A 17,880-nucleotide genomic window follows, 5' to 3' on the forward strand; every position below is an offset into this window, starting at 1 on the left:
TGAGGAGGACCCGATGGACCAGGGCGCACTCGCCGGGACCGCCCGCTCCGCGCCCGGCCGGCTGCTGGCCGTGCTCGCCGCGTTCGACCACAGGCACCCCGCGCTGTCCCTGACCGACATCAGCCGCCGCGCCGGCCTGACCCTCACCACCGCGCACCGGCTGGTGAGCGCCCTGACCGAGTGGGGCGCCCTGGAACGGGACCCGTCCGGCGTGTACCACGTGGGGCTGCGGCTGTGGGAGGTCGCGGCGCTGGCCCCGCGCGGTCTCGCGCTGCGACAGGTCGCGCTGCCGTTCCTGGAGGACCTGTACGAAGCCACCCACGAGAACGTGCAGTTGGCGGTGCGGGACGGGTCCGAGGTCGTCTACACCGAGTGGCTGTCGGGACGTTCGGCGGTCGGGGTGCACATCCGGGTGGGCGCCCGCTGGCCGCTGCACGTCACCGGCGTGGGCCTCGCGCTGCTGGCGCACAGCGACTTCGAGCTCCAAGAGGCCTACTGCGCGGGCCCGTTGGCCTCCTACACCGCTCACACCATCACCGATCCGGCGCGGTTGCGCCGGGTACTGGCCGAAGTCCGGCGCGCGGACGTCGCGGTGAGCAGCCGTCAGGTCACCGAGGACGCCCTGTCGGTGGCCGCCCCGGTGCGCGGACCGGGCGGTGCGGTGACGGCCGCCGTGTCGGTCGTCGTCCCGCACGCCGACGCACAGGTACCGGTGCTGGCACCGGCCGTACGGCTCGCGGCACGCGGGATCTCCCGGGCCCTGGGCTGGCAGCCCGACGGCCGGGCCGGGTGAAACCCGGTTGGCGGCTCGGGGACCCCCGGCGAGAATGCGCAACCATGACGGAGATCGGCCCACTGGGCCCGCAGGACCGCGCCGCCTGGGAAGTGCTGGCGCGCGGCTACAAGGCGTTCTACCGCACGGAGGTGCCCGACCACGGGTACGAGGAGATGTGGCGGCACCTCCAGGACGGCCGCCAGGTGCACGCCCTCGGCGCCCGGACGGACGGGAACCTGGTGGGCATCGCCCACTACCTGTTCCACGCCTCGGGCTGGATGGCGGACAGCTGCTACCTCCAGGACCTCTACGTGGACGAGGCGGTACGCGGCAGAGGGGTGGCACGGGCACTGATCGAGCGGGTGGCCGAGGCCGCGCGGGAGCGGGGCGCCGCCCGGCTGTACTGGTCCACCCAGCAGCACAACACCACCGCCCGCACCCTGTACGACAAGGTCGCGACCTTCAACGGCTTCATCCGCTACGACTACCCGCTCTCCTAGCGCGACACGGCCCGGGAACGGGCCCGGGAGCCGCGCGCAGGCCCGGGCGCCGGGCCCGGGCGCCCGGCGCCAGGCACAGGCCCGGAGACCGGGCGCAGGCCTCCGGACGCAGGCCCTGGAGTCGGGCGCAGCCCCGACCGCCAGGCTGGACGCGGGCGGGTCGACCCCTCCCCCGCGCCGGCGAGCCGCGCCGGTTCCTTCCCGTACCAACGAGCCTCGCCCCTCCCCTCCGGCGATCCGGCGCCGGACCGCCGGCCCCGCCGGACTGCCGACACCCCCGGCCCCCGGCAGACGACTCCGGGGTGTCACCCCCGCGGCCGGCGGCGTCTCTCAGGTCGTCCTCACAGGAATCTCAGGTTTCGACCCGGGGTTTCAAAGGATCGCCCCATCTAGGAGGCGCACGATGCACGCGCAAAGGTGGACAACTCAGGAAGGCGTGCCGTGGGCGTCTCGCACATATCGAACCGGTCCGAACAGCAGCCGGAGGGCTGGTCCCGGCGCGGGATCCTGGGCGTGCTCGGGGCCGTCCCGGCCGTCGCGCTGACCGGGTGCAGCTCCGGATCGGCGGACGCCTCGGAGAACACGACGGCCGGGACCGGCACGTCGGGTTCCGCGTCCACGAAGGCCTCGGCGGCCGCCAAGCGGCCGGTGATCTCGGTCACCCCCGCCGACGGCACCAAGAAGGCGGCCTTCACCAGTCCCGTCGAGGTCACCGTGACCGACGGCACGCTCGCCTCCGTGAAGGTGACGGGCAACGACGGCTCGACGCTCGCGGGCTCCCTCGACGCGGCCGGGACCACGTGGAGGTCCTCGGCCAACCCGTACTCCGGGACGAAGTACACGGTCACCGCCCAACTGGAGGGCGCCGACGCGCAGACGGCCACCTTCACCACCAAGTCCCCGGGCGAGACCTTCGTCGGGTACTTCACCCCCGAGGCGAACTCCACCTCCGGCGTGGGGATGCCGGTCTCGATCAACTTCTCGCACGCCGTGTCCGACAGGGCCGCCGTGGAGAAGGCGATCACGGTGACCGCCGAGCCGGCCGTGGAGATCGTCGGGCACTGGTTCAGCGCCACCCGGCTGGACTTCCGGCCGAAGACGTACTGGGCGGCCGGGACGACCATCACCCTCGGTCTGCGGTTGAAGGACGTCGAGGGAACGAATGGTGTATACGGCATGCAGTCGAAGGACGTCACGTTCCACATCGGCCGCGCACAGATCAGCACCGTGGATCTGTCGAGCAAGAAGATGGTGGTGAAGCGGGACGGCGCGACCCTGGCCACCTACCCGGTCTCCGGCGGCGACTCCGACCACACCACCTGGTCCGGGATCATGGTGATCAGCGAGCGGTTCAAGCAGACCCGGATGGAGTCCTCCACGGTCGGCCTCGGCGACGAGTACGACATCTCCGACGTCCCGCACGCCCAGCGTCTGACCACCTCCGGCACCTTCATCCACGGCAACTACTGGGCCTCGACCTCGATATTCGGCAGCCAGAACACCAGCCACGGCTGCGTCGGCCTGCACGACGCCAAGGGCGCGAACGACAGCTCCGTCGCGGGCTACGAGTTCTACGCCGCTTCGATGCTCGGCGACGTGGTGATCGTCGAGAACTCCGGCGAGAAGACCGTGGACGCGGCCAACGGCCTCAACGGCTGGAACCTCTCCTGGGCGGACTGGACCGCGGGCAGCGCGCTTTAGCACGTTTGCGTGGTTCAAGCCATGAACTTCCTTGCCCTGAAAGGACTTTCCTTGCTTTAAGTCTTGACGGCCTCCGGGACGGAGAGCACATTGGGCCCACTTTGAGAGCGCTCTCAAGGCTCTCGAGGGCACCCGCGCCCATCACTCCGTACCCGAGAGGCCCACCCCCATGAGTGCAACCTCCGGCATACCCCGACGGCGACGCGCACTGGTCGCCGTGCTCAGCACCCTCGGCCTCGCGGCCGCCGCCGCGGCGGCCGTCACCCTGCCCGCGAACGCCTCCGCTCCCACGCCCCCGACCGGGTGGTCGCAGGTCTTCCTCGACGACTTCACCGGCGCCGCCGGCACCGGGGTGAACACCTCCAACTGGCAGTACAGCACCGGGACCTCGTACCCGGGCGGGCCTGCCAACTGGGGCACCGGCGAGGTCGAGACGATGACCAACAGCACCAGCAACGTCTCGCTCGACGGCAGCGGCAACCTGCGCATCACCCCACTGCGCGACTCCGCCGGCCGCTGGACCTCGGGCCGCATCGAGACCACCCGCACCGACTTCCAGCCCCCGTCCGGCGGCAAGCTGCGGGTGGAGGCCCGCATCCAGATGCCGAACGTGACCGGCACCGCCGCCGAGGGCTACTGGCCCGCGTTCTGGGCGCTCGGCTCGCCCTACCGCGGCAACTACCAGAACTGGCCGGGCGTCGGCGAGCTGGACATCATGGAGAACGTCCAGGGCCTGAACAAGGTCTGGTCGACGATGCACTGCGGCACCAACCCGGGCGGCCCGTGCAACGAGACCACCGGCATCGGCAACTCCGTCGCGTGTCCCAACACCACCTGCCAGTCCGGCTTCCACACCTACAGCATGGAGTGGGACCGCTCGGTGAGCCCGGAGGCGATCCGGTTCTACGTCGACGGCGTCAACTACCACACCGTCACGGCGAACCAGGTCGACGCGGCGACGTGGACCAACGCGACGAATCACGGCTACTTCGTCATCCTGAACGTCGCGATGGGCGGCGGCTTCCCGGACGCCTTCGGCGGCGGCCTGGACGGCGACACCCAGCCGGGCCACCCGATGGTGGTCGACTACGTGCAGGTGCTGCAGGCCGCGGGCGGCGGGGGCGGCACCACGAGTCCCCCGCCGACCGGCAGCCGTGACGCCTACGGCACGATCCAGGCCGAGTCGTACGACAGCCACTCCGGCACGGTCACCGAGACGACCACCGACACCGGCGGCGGCCAGGACATCGGCTCCCTCGCGAACGGCGACTACGCGGTGTACAAGGGCGTCACCTTCGGCTCCTCGGCGGCGACCCAGTTCAGCGCGCGGGTCGCCAGCGGTGCGGCCGGCGGGGTCAGCGGCCTGGTCGAGGTACGCCTCGACAGCCGTACCGCCACGCCCGTCGGCAGCTTCGCGGTGGCCAACACCGGGGGCTGGCAGTCGTGGCGGACGATCCCGGCGAACATCAGCTCCGTCGCCGGGACCCATGACGTCTATCTGACCTTCACCAGCGGCCAGCCCGCGGACTTCGTGAACGTCAACTGGTTCACCTTCGGCCACTGACCGACGGCCCCGCGGCGCCGGGAAGGGCGCCGCCCACCTCTGACGCCCTCGATCGAAACGCGCCCCGGTCGCCTCAGCGCAGTTCCGCGCGAAAGGCCACCGGGGTGTTTCCCGTGTGCAGTTGGAAGAACTTGGAGAAGTTCGCCGGGTCGGGGAAGCCCACCGCCGCACCGACCCGGCCGATCGGCAGGTCCGTGTGGGCCAGGAGCCGCTTCGCCTCCAGGACGACCCGCTTGTCGATGAAGCCCTTGGGCGTCTCGCCGGTGGCGGCGCGGACCGCGCGCACGAGGGTGCGGCGGGAGTAGCCGAGCGCGTCGGCGTAGGCGCTGACGCTGTGGTTGGTGGCGAAGTCCCGTTCCACGGCGTCCCGGAAGAGCGTGAACGTGGTGTCGGCCCGGCCGCGCGCCGCCTCCGCGCTGCTCGCCGCGAGGTGCGCGAGCCGCAGCAGGAACGCGGTGAGGGAGTGCCGCAGCACCGCCGTGTGCAGGCTCAGGGGCAGCGTGCCGTCGGCGCCGCCGTCGTCGTACTCCCCGCGCAGATACGTCAGCGCCGCGCGCAGGCCCGCGAGCTGGGGCTCGTCCGGGTGCAGCAGCGGCGGCAGGTCGTAGCGGTACAGGCCCGCGGCCTCGACGGTGGCGCGTGGCAGAAAGCCGGGCTGCATGGTCAGGACCGTTCCGTGGTACCCGCTCGACTTCGAGAAGCGGTGGACCTGGCCCGGGCGGATCCACAGCACGTCGCCGGCCCTCGCCTCGTGCTCGGCGAAGTCGATCATGTGGCGGACGGGGCCGTCGTCGAAGAGCATCACCACGTGGAAGTCGATGCGGTGCACACGGTCCAGCGGCGCGTCGGTGTGCCAGGTGCGGCCGGTGCCCATCGGGCCCACCTGCATGCCGACGCCGCCGACGCTGAGTTCGACGGGAAAGGGAAAGGTTCTGATGCCCTCACCGGCGCCGTCTTGGGTACTTGTGTCCACCATGTCCTGTCCGTGCCGCCCAGTTGCCGCCCCGTGGCGCTCATGTGTCGCCGACGGGTGTCCCACATTCACCACAGGCTGACACAGGGAGACCTTCCTTCGTAAAAGTCAGACTTTTAGGTTTGAACACAACAGAGCAGATGACCCGCTCCGATCGAGGATTTCTTGAAGATGAGCACGCAGACACCGAACGATTTCGAGTGGACCGAACGTGACCGGCGTGCCGTCGACACCGCACGCCTTCTGGCCGCGGATGCCGTGCAGCAGGTGGGCAACGGGCACCCCGGAACGGCCATGAGCCTGGCCCCGGTCGCGTACACGATCTTTCAGAAGGTGATGCGACACGACCCGGCGGACCCCGAGTGGACGGGTCGCGACCGCTTCGTCCTGTCCCCCGGCCACACCTCGCTGACCCTCTACACCCAGCTCTTCCTCTCCGGCTACGAGCTGGAGCTGGCGGACCTGAAGAGCTTCCGTACGCACGGCTCGAAGACGCCGGGTCATCCCGAGTACGGGCACACCGCCGGTGTCGAGACGACCACAGGACCGCTCGGCCAGGGCGTCGCCAACGCCGTCGGCATGGCCATGGCCGCCCGCTACGAGCGCGGCCTGTTCGACCCCGACGCACCGCGGGGCGAGTCCCCGTTCGACCACACGATCTGGGGCATCGTCTCCGACGGTGACCTGGAGGAGGGCGTCTCCGCCGAGGCCTCCTCGCTCGCCGGCCACCAGAAGCTCGGCAACCTCGTGTTCGTCTACGACGACAACCACATCTCCATCGAGGGCGACACCGCCACCGCCTTCTCCGAGGACGTGCTGAAGCGGTACGAGGCCTACGGCTGGCACACGCAGCGCGTCGAGCCGACCGGGGACGGCGACGTCGACGTCCCCGCCCTGTACGCGGCTCTGAAGGCGGCGCAGGCCGAGACGGGACGCCCCTCGATCATCTCGCTGCGCACGATCATCGCCTGGCCCGCGCCGAACGCCCGGAACACCGAGGCGTCCCACGGCTCGGCCCTCGGCGCGGAGGAGGTCGCCGCCACCAAGCGTCTCCTCGGCTTCGACCCGGAGCGCGGTTTCGAGGTCTCCGACGAGGTCCTCGCGCACACCCGCGCCGCCCTGGACCGGGGCGCCGAGGCCCACGCGGCCTGGGACAAGCAGCTGGAGAAGTGGCGCGGCGCCGACCCCGGGCGCGCCCAGCTGTTCGACCGGGTCCTCGCGGGGCAGCTGCCCGACGGCTGGGAGGACGCGCTGCCGGTGTTCGAGCCCGGCAAGCCGGTCGCCACCCGCGCCGCGTCCGGCAAGGTGCTCCAGTCGCTCGGGGCGGTCCTGCCCGAGTTGTGGGGCGGCTCCGCCGACCTGGCCGGTTCCAACAACACCACCATCGACAAGACCTCCTCCTTCCTCCCCGAGGGCAACCCGCTGCCCGGGGCGAGCCCGTACGGCCGTACGGTCCACTTCGGTATCCGCGAGTTCTCGATGGCCGCGGAGATGAACGGCATCGCGCTGCACGGCAACACCCGTGTCTACGGCGGCACGTTCCTGGTGTTCTCCGACTACATGCGCAACGCCGTGCGGATGTCGGCGCTGATGCAGCTGCCGGTGACCTACGTGTGGACGCACGACTCCGTCGGTCTCGGCGAGGACGGGCCGACCCACCAGCCGGTGGAGCACCTGGCCTCGCTGCGCGCCATCCCGGGCCTGAACATCGTCCGCCCGGCCGACGCCAACGAGACGGCGATCGCCTGGGCCGAGATCCTGAAGCGGCACGCCACCCGGCCGGCCCCGCACGGTCTGGCCCTCACCCGGCAGGGCGTGCCGACGTACGCGCCGAACCCGGACGCGGCGAAGGGCGGTTACGTCCTGGCGGAGTCCTCGACCGCGACCCCCGACGTCGTCCTCGTCGCCACCGGCTCCGAGGTGCAGCTGGCCGTCGCCGCGCGCGAGGCGCTCGAGGCCGAGGGAATCGGCGTCCGGGTCGTGTCGATGCCGTCCGTGGAGTGGTTCGAGGAGCAGCCGCGTGCGTACCGCGACCGCGTCCTGCCGCCGTCGGTGAAGGCCCGCGTCGCGGTCGAGGCGGGCATCGGGCTCACCTGGCACCGGTTCGTGGGGGACGCCGGACGCATCGTCTCCCTCGAGCACTTCGGCGCCTCCGCCGACGCGAAGACCCTGTTCGCCGAGTACGGCTTCACCGCCGAGAACGTGGCCGCCGCGGCCCGGGAATCCCTCTCCGCCGCGCGTGGTTGATCCGACCGCCAGAAAGAAAAAGAAGATGATCGAAGTGACCGAAGCAACCGCGACCGCGGGAGCACTGGAGCGCCTCTCCGCCGAAGGCGTCTCCATCTGGCTGGACGACCTGTCACGCGAGCGGATCGCCTCCGGCAACCTCGCCGAACTCGTCGAGACGAAGAACGTCGTCGGCGTCACCACCAACCCGTCCATCTTCCAGGCCGCGATCGGCTCCGGCGAAGGCTACGAGGAGCAGCTCGCCGACCTGGCGGTGCGCGGGGTCACGGTCGACGAGGCCGTACGGATGATGACGACGGCCGATGTGCGGGCCGCAGCCGATATCCTGCATTCTGTATACACGGCGACGGGTGGCCGTGACGGCCGGGTCTCGATCGAGGTCGACCCCCGTCTGGCCCACCACACCGACGCCACCATCGCCGAGGCCAAGCAGCTCGCCTGGCTCGTCGACCGCCCCAACGTCATGATCAAGATCCCCGCGACGCGGGCCGGCCTGCCGGCGATCACCGAGGTCATCGGCCTCGGCATCAGCGTCAACGTCACGCTGATCTTCTCGCTGGAGCGCTACCGCGAGGTCGTCGACGCCTATCTGGCGGGCCTGGAGAAGGCCGCCGCCAGGGGTCTGGACCTGTCCACGATCCACTCGGTCGCCTCCTTCTTCGTCTCCCGCGTCGACTCCGAGATCGACAAGCGGCTCACCGCGCTCGGCACCGACGCGGCCCGCACGCTGAAGGGAAGGGCGGCGCTCGCCAACGCGCGGCTGGCCTACGCGGCGTACGAGGAGGTCTTCGCGGGCGACCGCTGGACCGCGCTCGCCGGGGCCGGAGCGAACAAGCAGCGTCCGCTGTGGGCATCCACCGGTGTGAAGGATCCTGCATACAAGGACACGCTGTACGTGGACGATCTGGTCGCCCCGGGCACGGTCAACACCATGCCCGAGGCCACGCTGAACGCCACCGCCGACCACGGCGACATCACCGGTGACACCGTCACCGGCGGCTACGCCCAGGCGCATGCCGACCTCGCCGCCGTCGAGGCGCTCGGCATCTCCTACGACGAGGTCGTCACCCAGTTGGAGGACGAGGGTGTCGCCAAGTTCGCGGTGGCGTGGCAGGACCTTCTGGACGCGGTCACGAAGTCGCTGATGAGCAAGGGAGTTGACGCGGAATGAGCACCAGCAGTCTCGGCGCGGCCTGGGAGAACCCCCTGCGGGACCCGCGTGACCGGCGCCTGCCCCGCATCGCCGGCCCCTCCGGCCTCGTCATCTTCGGCGTGACCGGCGACCTGTCCCGCAAGAAGCTGATGCCGGCGGTCTACGACCTGGCCAACCGCGGTCTGCTCCCGCCGGGCTTCTCGCTCGTCGGCTTCGCCCGCCGCGACTGGGAGGACCAGGACTTCGCGCAGGTCGTCCACGACGCGGTGCGCGAGCACTCCCGAACGCCGTTCCGCGAGGAGGTCTGGCAGCAGCTCGCCGAGGGCATGCGGTTCGTCCCCGGCGACTTCGACGACGACACGGCGTTCAAGCAGCTGCGTGACGCCGTCGAGGAGCTGGACTCCTCCCGCGGCACGGGCGGCAACTTCGCCTTCTATCTCTCCGTGCCGCCGAGGTTCTTCCCCAAGGTCGTCGAGCAGCTCAAGAAGCACGGGCTGGCGAAGGGGCCGAAGGGGTCCTGGCGGCGGGGGGTCATCGAGAAGCCCTTCGGTCACGACCTGGCCAGTGCGCAGGAACTCAACGCGGTCGTGCACGACGTGTTCGAGCCGGACCAGGTGTTCCGCATCGACCACTACCTGGGCAAGGAGACCGTCCAGAACATCCTGGCGCTGCGCTTCGCCAACACCATGTTCGAGCCGATCTGGAACCGGTCGTACGTCGACCATGTGCAGATCACGATGGCCGAGGACATCGGCATCGGCGGCCGGGCCGGCTACTACGACGGCATCGGCGCCGCCCGTGACGTCATCCAGAACCACCTGCTCCAGCTCATGGCCCTCACGGCCATGGAGGAGCCCGCCGCCTTCGACGCCAACGCGCTGCTCACCGAGAAGCTCAAGGTGCTCAGGGCGGTGAAGCTGCCCGAGGAGCTGGGCAAGCACACCGTGCGGGGTCAGTACGCGGGCGCCTGGCAGGGCGGCCAGAAGGTGCTCGGCTATCTGGAGGAGGACGGCATCGACCCGGCCTCCACGACGGACACGTACGCCGCCGTGAAGCTGAACGTGGACAACCGCCGCTGGGCGGGTGTGCCGTTCTACCTGCGCACCGGCAAGCGCCTCGGCCGCCGGGTCACCGAGATCGCGGTGGTCTTCCAGCGCGCTCCGCACTCCCCCTTCGACTCCACCGCGACCGAGGAGCTCGGCCAGAACGCGATCGTCATCCGCGTCCAGCCGGACGAGGGCATCACGGTCCGCTTCGGCTCCAAGGTGCCCGGCACCTCGATGGAGATCCGGGACGTGACGATGGACTTCGCCTACGGCGAGTCCTTCACCGAGTCCAGCCCGGAGGCGTACGAGCGCCTCATCCTGGACGTGCTGCTCGGCGACGCCAACCTGTTCCCGCGCCACCAGGAAGTGGAAGAGTCCTGGAAGATCCTCGACCCGATCGAGGAGTACTGGGCACGGCACGGCAGGCCCGCGCAGTACGCCGCGGGAAGCTGGGGACCCGAGGAAGCCGACGAGATGCTCGCACGAGACGGACGGAGCTGGCGCAGGCCATGAAGATCGACCTGACCGACACCACGGCAAGCAAGATCAACAAGGCGTTGGTGCGGGGTCGCCGCGCCATCGGCACACCGGCCGTGGGCATGGTCCTGACGATGGTCATCGTCACGGACGAGGAGAACGCCTACGACTCGATCAAGGCGGCCGAGGAGGCCTCGCACGAGCACCCCTCGCGCACCCTGGTCGTCATCAAGCGGCACGCCCGCAGCCCACGCGACCGCACCACCGCCCGCCTCGACGCCGAGGTCCGGGTGGGCGCCGACGCGGGCACCGGCGAGACGGTCATCCTGCGGACGTACGGCGAGGTGTCCGACCACGCCGACTCCGTCGTCCTGCCGCTGCTGCTGCCGGACGCGCCGGTGGTCGTGTGGTGGCCGGTGGACGCGCCGGTGAACCCCGCCAAGGACCCGCTGGGCGCCCTCGCGCAGCGCAGGATCACCGACATGTACGCCGTCGAGCGGCCGCTGGCGGCCCTGGAGGCGCGGGTGAAGTCGTACGCGCCCGGCGACACCGACCTCGCCTGGACCCGGCTCACCCCGTGGCGCTCGATGCTCGCGGCGGCCCTGGACCAGGCCCAGGTGCCGATCACCTCGGCGGCCGTCGAGAGCGAGGCCGACAACCCCAGCGCCGAGCTGCTCGCGCGCTGGCTGGAGGCCCGGCTGAACGTCGTGGTCGACCGGGTCGTCACCGCGGGCCCGGTCGTCACGGCCGTCCGGCTCGGCACCGAGAAGGGCGAGATCGTCATCGACCGCCCCGAGGGCCCGCTCGCCACGCTCACGCTGCCCGGCCAGCCCTCACGCACCCTGGCGCTGAAGGTCCGCGCCACCTCCGAACTCATCGCCGAGGAGCTCAGGCGCCTCGACGCGGACGAGATGTACGCCGTCGCCCTGCGCGGCGAGGGCACCAAGGAGACCCCCTCCCATGTCTGACACCCCCCGGCTCGACCAGCGGCCCGAGTGGACCGCGCTGAAGGACCACCGTGCCCGGTGGCAGACGGACCTGCGGGAGCTGTTCGCGGCGGACCCGGAGCGCGCCGAGCGGTACGTGGTGCGCGTCGGCGACCTGCGCATCGACTTCTCCAAGAACCTGGTCACCGACGAGACGCTCGCCCTGCTGCGCGAACTCGCCGCGGCCACCGACGTGTTCGGGCTGCGGGACGCCATGTTCCGCGGCGAGAAGATCAACATCACCGAGGACCGCGCGGTCCTGCACACCGCGCTGCGGGCCCCCACGGGCACCGTCGTCGAGGTCGACGGCGAGAACGTCGTCCCCGAGGTCCACGCCGTGCTCGGCAGGATGAGCGGCTTCGCCGAGCGCGTGCGCTCCGGTGAGTGGACCGGTCACACGGGCCGCCGGATCCGCAATGTCGTCAACATCGGCATCGGCGGTTCCGACCTCGGCCCGGCGATGGCGTACGAGGCACTGCGGGCCTACACGGACCGCTCGCTGACCTTCCGGTTCGTCTCCAACGTCGACGGCGCCGATCTCCACGAGGCGCTCCACGGCCTGGATCCCGCCGAGACGCTGTTCGTCGTCGCCTCCAAGACCTTCACCACGATCGAGACGATCACCAACGCCACCTCGGCCCGCAACTGGCTCCTGAAGGGGCTGGCGTGTGGGGGCACCTCCCGCTCGAGCGAAGTCGAGAGTGGGGGAGAGAAGGCGGTCGCGAAGCACTTCGTCGCGCTGTCCACGAACGCCGAGAAGGTCGCCGACTTCGGCATCGACACGGCCAACATGTTCGAGTTCTGGGACTGGGTCGGCGGTCGCTACTCCTTCGACTCGGCGATCGGCCTGTCGCTGATGATCGCCATCGGCCCGGCGCGGTTCCGCGAGCTGCTCGACGGGTTCAGGATCGTCGACGACCACTTCCGCACCGCGCCCGCCGAGTCCAACGCCCCGCTGATCCTCGGCCTGTTGGGCATCTGGTACGGCAACTTCTTCGACGCGCAGTCGCACGCCGTGCTTCCCTACAGCCACTACCTCTCGAAGTTCACCGCCTACCTCCAGCAGCTCGACATGGAGTCCAACGGCAAGTCGGTGGACCGCGAGGGCCGGCCCGTGCGGTGGCAGACCGGGCCCGTGGTGTGGGGCACCCCGGGCACCAACGGGCAGCACGCCTACTACCAGTTGATCCACCAGGGCACGAAGCTGATCCCGGCCGACCTGATCGGCTTCGCCCGTCCGCTCGACGAGCTGAGCGACGAACTCAAGGCACAGCACGACCTGTTGATGGCCAACCTGTTCGCGCAGGGGCAGGCGCTCGCCTTCGGCAAGACCGCCGAGGAGGTCCGGTCGGAGGGCGTGCCCGAGGAGCAGGTGGCGCACCGCACCTTCCAGGGCAACCACCCCACCACCACGATCCTCAGCCCCGAGCTGACCCCGTCGGTGCTCGGTCAGCTCATCGCCCTCTACGAGCACAAGGTGTTCGTGCAGGGCGCCGTGTGGGACATCGACTCCTTCGACCAGTGGGGCGTGGAGCTCGGCAAGGTGCTCGCCAAGCGTGTCGAACCCGCCCTCACGGAAGGCGCCGAGGTCCCCGGCCTCGATCCCTCCACCGCCGCTCTCGTCGCCGCCTACCGCGAACTCAGGAAGTAGTGAACTGACATGACATCGATCCAGCTGGGCCTGATCGGTCTCGGCAAGATGGGCGGCAACATGCGCGAGCGCATCCGCCGCGCCGGCCACACCGTCGTCGGATACGACCGCAACCCCGAGGTCTCCGACGTCAGCGATCTCGCCGAACTCGTCGACAAGCTCGAAGCGCCCCGCACCGTCTGGGTGATGGTCCCGGCCGGCGCGGCCACCCAGTCCGTCATCGACGAGCTCGGCGACCTGCTCCAGAGCGGCGACACGGTCGTCGACGGCGGCAACTCCCGCTGGACGGACGACGAGAAGCACGCCGCGGAACTCGGCGCCAAGGGCATCGGCTTCGTCGACGCCGGTGTGTCCGGCGGCGTCTGGGGCCTGCAGAACGGCTACGCCCTGATGGTCGGCGGCGAAGCGGAGCACGTCGCCAGGGTGCAGCCGATCTTCGACGCGCTCAAGCCGGAGGGCCCGTACGGCTACGTCCACGCGGGCAAGGTCGGCGCCGGGCACTTCTCCAAGATGGTCCACAACGGCATCGAGTACGCCATGATGCAGGCGTACGCCGAGGGCTGGGAGCTCCTCGAGAAGGTGGACTCCGTGGAGAACGTGCGCGAGGTCTTCCGGTCCTGGCAGGAAGGGACCGTCATCCGGTCCTGGCTGCTCGACCTGGCCGTCAACGCCCTCGACGAGGACGTGCACCTCGACAAGCTGCGCGGCTACGCGGAGGACTCCGGCGAGGGCCGCTGGACGGTCGAGGCCGCCATCGACAACGCCGTGCCGCTGCCCGCCATCACGGCGTCCCTCTTCGCGCGGTTCGCCTCCCGCCAGGAGGACTCGCCCCAGATGAAGATGATCGCGGCGCTGCGCAACCAGTTCGGCGGCCACGCCGTCGAGTCGGCGAAGAAGTAGGCCCGGCCGTGGGGGATCTCCTGCTGGTCCGCCACGGGGAGACGGAGTGGAGCCGGTCGGGACAGCACACCAGCTACACCGACCTGCCGCTCACCGGACACGGTGAGGAACAGGCCAAATCGCTCGCTCCGCTCCTCTCCGGTCGGACCCTCTCGCTCGCCCTGACCAGCCCGCTGCACCGCGCGATACGCACCGCCGAACTCGCCGGCATCACCGGCGCCCTGCCCGAACCCGACCTGCACGAATGGGACTACGGCGGCTACGAGGGCGTCACCACCGACGAGATACACCGCACCCGTCCCACCTGGGACCTGTGGACCGACGGCGTGCCGCCCGGCCCGGACGGCCGCCCCGGCGAGTCGCCCGAGGAGATCGGCCGGCGCGCCGACCGGGTGCTGGCCCGGGTGGACACCGCGCTGGCGCGCGACGACGGTGACGTCGTCCTCGTCGCCCACTCCCATTTCCTACGAGTGCTGACGGCTCGTCGGCTCGGACTGCCGCCCGCCGAGGGACGGTTGTTCCAGCTGGCCACGGCCACCCTGAGTCGTCTGTCGACGGAGCACGGGCGGCCCGTGATCGCCGAATGGAACATACGGCCATAGCCGGTTGACACCGCTCGGCAGGGCCCGCCAGAGTCGCGGCTGATGGAGATCAACGATCTGACACCGGCCGAACAGCGACTCTGGCGGGCCTTCGCCACGGGGGCGGCCGTGGACTTCCGCACCCAGGGCGAGGAGGACGGCCCCGAACGCAGCGTACGGGCGGCCGTGTTGCGGGCTCTGCTCCTCAACGGCCCCCGTGAACCGGGGGAGATAGCCGCCCTCAAGGTCGTCGGCGCGCGCGTCACCGGTCTCCTCGACCTGCGGCAAGCGGTCGTCGACAGCATGTTCCGCCTGGTCCACTGCCGCTTCGACGAGGTTCCGCGACTGGTCGGCGCCCAGCTCAGTTACATCAGTCTGCGCGACTCCGAGCTGCCCGGCCTGGACGCGTCGCACGCTCGGATCGACGGGGGGCTACGGCTGACCCGCTGCCGTATCCACGGCCCGGTGCACCTCAGCAGAGCGCAGATCTCGGGCGCGTTGTACCTCGACGGGGCGGAGGTCACCGCGACGGACCCCGCACAGCCCGTCCTCCAGCTCAACCAGATCTCCATCGACGACGACCTGTGCGCCCGCGGTCTGCGCACCCAGGGCCTGATCCGGCTCGACGGCGCCTCCGTCACCGGCTCGATCGACCTGGAGGACGCCGAACTGAACAACCCCGGCGCGCAGGTGCTGAGCGCGGAGTCCCTCGACGTGGGGGCCAACCTGCTGGGCCGGCGGCTGCGCGCACACGGCCGGATCGATCTGCGCGGCTCCCGCGTCCCCGGCCGGGTGGACCTGCTGCGCTCCCGCCTGTCCAACCCGGGCGGCACCGCGCTGCGGGCCAGCAGCTGCGTCATAGGGGAGCTCTGGCTGCGCGACGGCGACCCGATCCAGGGCCGGCTCAATCTGCGGCGCGCCGAGGTGGGCCAGCTCCAACTGGAGCCGGAGATGCTGCCCGACCAGGTGCGGCTGCTGGATCTCACCTACACCTTCCTCACCCCGCACGAGCCCGCCGAGCGGCGACTGCCGATGCTGGAGCGCGACGACGGGGCGTTCGACCCGCACGCCTACGAGCAGTTGACGGCCGCCTACCGCCGTACCGGCGACGATCGCGCGGCCCGGGTGGTGCAGCTGGCCAAGCAGCGCCGGCATCGCGGCACCCTGCCCTGGTACGGCCGGGCGTGGGGGCACCTCCAGGACGCGGCCGTCGGCTACGGGTTCCGCCCGCTGCGCGCGGCCGGCTGGCTGCTGTCGCTGCTGGCCGTCGGCTCGATCGTCTACGCCGGACACCACCCGCCCCCGCTCAAGGCGGGCGAGGCACCCGCCTTCAACCCGGTCTTCTACACCCTCGACCTGCTGCTGCCCGTGATCTCCTTCGGGCAGGAGAGCGCCTTCGCGCCCAGGGGCTGGTACCAGTCGCTGTCGTACGTCCTCATCGTGACGGGCTGGATCCTGGCCTCGACGGTCGTCGCCGGTGTGACCAGGACGGTCAGCCGGCAGTAGGCCGGCGCAGGGCCTGCTGGGCGTGCTGGGCGGCCAGCCGCACCGGCGCGTTGGCGGCGCCGTACCCCTGGTAGCCGCCGTCGCGCTGGACGAGTTCGAAGAAGACCCGGCCGACGGTGTGCGTGTAGCAGTGCCGGAAGACGCCGTGTGCGTCCCGGTCGTAGAGGATGCCGAGGTCGCGGTAGGTCTCCAGCTCGCCGTCGGCGAACGTGAAGCGGGCCGCGAGGTCGTCGTAGTGGTTCGCCGGGATGGTCAGCAGGCGTCCGCCGGCCTCGGTGAACCGGCGGGCCGCGGCGACCACGTCGTCGGTGGCCAGCGCGATGTGCCGGGCATGCGCGGTGTCGTCGCCGGGGGCCGCGCCGACGGTGAGCGGGAACCGGACGCTGCCGTCGGCGTTGGTGACGGCGCGGCTGCGCAGCAGCCCGTAGGGGTCGGCGACGTCGACGCTCTCCTGGGCGTCGAGGCCGAGGACACCGCGGTGGAAGAGCACCGCCTCGTCGAAGTGGTGCCAGGGCTGGGTGAGCGCCACATGGTCGATGCGGACGGCGTCCGAGGCGGCCGGAGCATGCGGTACGTCCGCGAAGTCGGCTCGCCAGTTGGGCAGTTCGGGCCGGTTCGTCGCGCACAGGAAGAGTTCCGTGCCATCGGGGGCGGCGACGGCGTCGAGCGGGGCGTCCTCTGCGGCTCGACGGCGGGGCAGGACGGGGGCGAGCAGCGCCTCGGCGCGGCGGGCGGCCGCCGCCGGGTCCGGTGACTCCAGTCCGAGCGCGGTGAGGGTGGTGCCGTCACGCCGGGCCGCCGGGCCGGTGTTGACCAGGACGCGGGCCGCGCCCTGCTCCCACAGCTCGACCGGCTTGCCGCGGTGGCGGGCGGTGCGGGCGAAGCCGAGGCAGGTGAGGAGGGCGGCGACGGGTTCCGCGTCGGGGGTGACCAGTTCGGCGAAGGCGACCCCGGTGGGGGCGGCGGGCGCGGGCAGGGCCCGGACACCGGCCTCCTCCTGGAGGAGCAGCAGGGAGCGGCGGGCGTCCACGGCGGTCGGGCCGGCCTCGGCCTGCCGGAAGACGTCGTTGAAGACCTCCAGCGAGAGCGGTCCGTCGTAACCGGTGCGCAGCACGTGTTTCACCAGCCCGGCGACGTCGAAGCCGCCCTGACCGGGGAAGCAGCGGTGGTGGCGGCTCCACTGGAGGACGTCCATGCCGAGCAGCGGGGCGTCGGCCAGCTGAAGGAAGAAGATCTTCTCGCCGGGGATGTCCTCGATGCCTTCGAGGTCCTTCGGACCGGAGCTCCGGGACAGGATGTGGAAGCTGTCCAGGCAGGTGCCGAGCGCGGGGTGGCCCGCCGCCTCGACGATGCGCCAGGCGTGGTCGTAGGTGCTGACGTGCCGCCCCCAGGCGAGCGCCTCATAGGCGACGCGGATGCCGAAGTCCTGCGCCAGGTCGGCGAGTTCGCTGAGCTGCCCGGCGGCGAGCGCGTCGTCGTCCGCCGCGAGCGGGGAGACGCTGGAGCAGACCAGGACGGTGTCCGCGCCGAGCCTGTCCATCAGCTCGAACTTGTGCCGGGCGCGGCGCAGGTTGCGGGCGAACTCCTCGGCCGGCACCGCCTCGATGTCCCGCATCGGCTGGTAGAGCTCGATGCCCAGGCCGAGGTCGGCGCAGCGGGCGCGGATCTCCTCCGGGGTGAGGGGGCTCGCGAGCAGGTCGTTCTCGAAGATCTCGACGCCGTCGAAACCGGCCCGGGCGGCGGCCGTGAGCTTCTCGGTGAGGGATCCGCTGAGGGAGACGGTGGCTATCGACGTACGCACGGTCGTGCTCCTTCGGAGG

Annotated in this window: 14 protein-coding genes; 12 read left to right on the top strand and 2 right to left on the bottom strand. The window is 71.0% G+C overall.

The features are described 5' to 3' along the window. Nucleotides 1-13: 13 nt before the first annotated feature. The 4 genes from ACIRPU_RS30780 (at nucleotide 14) to ACIRPU_RS30795 (ending at nucleotide 4,540) form a co-directional block, all read left to right on the top strand. Nucleotides 14-793, top strand: coding sequence for an IclR family transcriptional regulator (locus ACIRPU_RS30780; protein WP_403872972.1), 780 nt, complete (start codon nucleotides 14-16; stop codon nucleotides 791-793). A 44-nt stretch (nucleotides 794-837) separates the two neighbouring features. Next, on the top strand, nucleotides 838-1,275 hold the full coding sequence (locus ACIRPU_RS30785; protein WP_355706268.1) for a GNAT family N-acetyltransferase: 438 nt from the start codon (nucleotides 838-840) through the stop codon (nucleotides 1,273-1,275). 441 nt (nucleotides 1,276-1,716) lie between these two features. After that, nucleotides 1,717-2,976: an Ig-like domain-containing protein gene (locus tag ACIRPU_RS30790; protein ID WP_403872974.1), complete on the top strand. Its 1,260-nt coding sequence runs from the start codon at nucleotides 1,717-1,719 to the stop codon at nucleotides 2,974-2,976. Between the two features lie 169 nt (nucleotides 2,977-3,145). Beyond that, nucleotides 3,146-4,540 (top strand): glycoside hydrolase family 16 protein, encoded by a 1,395-nt coding sequence (locus ACIRPU_RS30795; protein ID WP_403872976.1) that lies wholly within the window; start codon nucleotides 3,146-3,148, stop codon nucleotides 4,538-4,540. 73 nt (nucleotides 4,541-4,613) lie between these two features. Here ACIRPU_RS30795 and ACIRPU_RS30800 read toward each other — a convergent pair whose 3' ends face one another. Then, nucleotides 4,614-5,516, bottom strand: coding sequence for an AraC family transcriptional regulator (locus tag ACIRPU_RS30800; RefSeq protein ID WP_355707262.1), 903 nt, complete (start codon nucleotides 5,514-5,516; stop codon nucleotides 4,614-4,616). Nucleotides 5,517-5,684: 168 nt separating this feature from the next. Between ACIRPU_RS30800 and tkt the strand changes: the two genes are divergently transcribed. From tkt to ACIRPU_RS30840, 8 genes are read left to right on the top strand one after another with little or no spacing between them, the layout of a single operon-like run. Continuing rightward, entirely contained in the window at nucleotides 5,685-7,760 is a 2,076-nt protein-coding gene (gene tkt, locus ACIRPU_RS30805; protein WP_403872979.1) for a transketolase, read from the top strand. Between the two features lie 25 nt (nucleotides 7,761-7,785). Further along, on the top strand, nucleotides 7,786-8,931 hold the full coding sequence (tal, locus tag ACIRPU_RS30810) for a transaldolase (RefSeq protein ID WP_403872981.1): 1,146 nt from the start codon (nucleotides 7,786-7,788) through the stop codon (nucleotides 8,929-8,931). Next, entirely contained in the window at nucleotides 8,928-10,472 is a 1,545-nt protein-coding gene (zwf, locus tag ACIRPU_RS30815; RefSeq protein ID WP_403872983.1) for a glucose-6-phosphate dehydrogenase, read from the top strand. Before tal ends, zwf begins: the two co-directional genes overlap by 4 nt. Next, the gene (opcA, locus tag ACIRPU_RS30820; RefSeq protein ID WP_385553296.1) at nucleotides 10,469-11,404 is read left to right on the top strand and encodes a glucose-6-phosphate dehydrogenase assembly protein OpcA; all 936 of its coding nucleotides are present in this window, start codon (nucleotides 10,469-10,471) and stop codon (nucleotides 11,402-11,404) included. Before zwf ends, opcA begins: the two co-directional genes overlap by 4 nt. Next, on the top strand, nucleotides 11,397-13,073 hold the full coding sequence (gene pgi / locus ACIRPU_RS30825) for a glucose-6-phosphate isomerase (protein WP_403872985.1): 1,677 nt from the start codon (nucleotides 11,397-11,399) through the stop codon (nucleotides 13,071-13,073). Before opcA ends, pgi begins: the two co-directional genes overlap by 8 nt. A gap of 18 nt (nucleotides 13,074-13,091) precedes the next feature. Continuing rightward, entirely contained in the window at nucleotides 13,092-13,973 is an 882-nt protein-coding gene (gnd, locus tag ACIRPU_RS30830; protein ID WP_403873103.1) for a phosphogluconate dehydrogenase (NAD(+)-dependent, decarboxylating), read from the top strand. 8 nt (nucleotides 13,974-13,981) lie between these two features. Further along, on the top strand, nucleotides 13,982-14,575 hold the full coding sequence (locus ACIRPU_RS30835) for a histidine phosphatase family protein (RefSeq protein WP_403872987.1): 594 nt from the start codon (nucleotides 13,982-13,984) through the stop codon (nucleotides 14,573-14,575). A 42-nt stretch (nucleotides 14,576-14,617) separates the two neighbouring features. Then, entirely contained in the window at nucleotides 14,618-16,060 is a 1,443-nt protein-coding gene (locus tag ACIRPU_RS30840) for a membrane-associated oxidoreductase (protein WP_403872989.1), read from the top strand. Here ACIRPU_RS30840 and ACIRPU_RS30845 read toward each other — a convergent pair. After that, complete coding sequence (locus ACIRPU_RS30845) at nucleotides 16,047-17,861, bottom strand: bifunctional sugar phosphate isomerase/epimerase/4-hydroxyphenylpyruvate dioxygenase family protein (RefSeq protein ID WP_403872991.1); 1,815 nt, start codon at nucleotides 17,859-17,861, stop codon at nucleotides 16,047-16,049. The two genes, ACIRPU_RS30840 and ACIRPU_RS30845, sit on opposite strands and share 14 nt — an antisense overlap. Nucleotides 17,862-17,880: the final 19 nt, after the last annotated feature.

This window comes from Streptomyces sp. NPDC102259 (assembly GCF_044766465.1).
GTDB lineage: Bacteria > Actinomycetota > Actinomycetes > Streptomycetales > Streptomycetaceae > Streptomyces.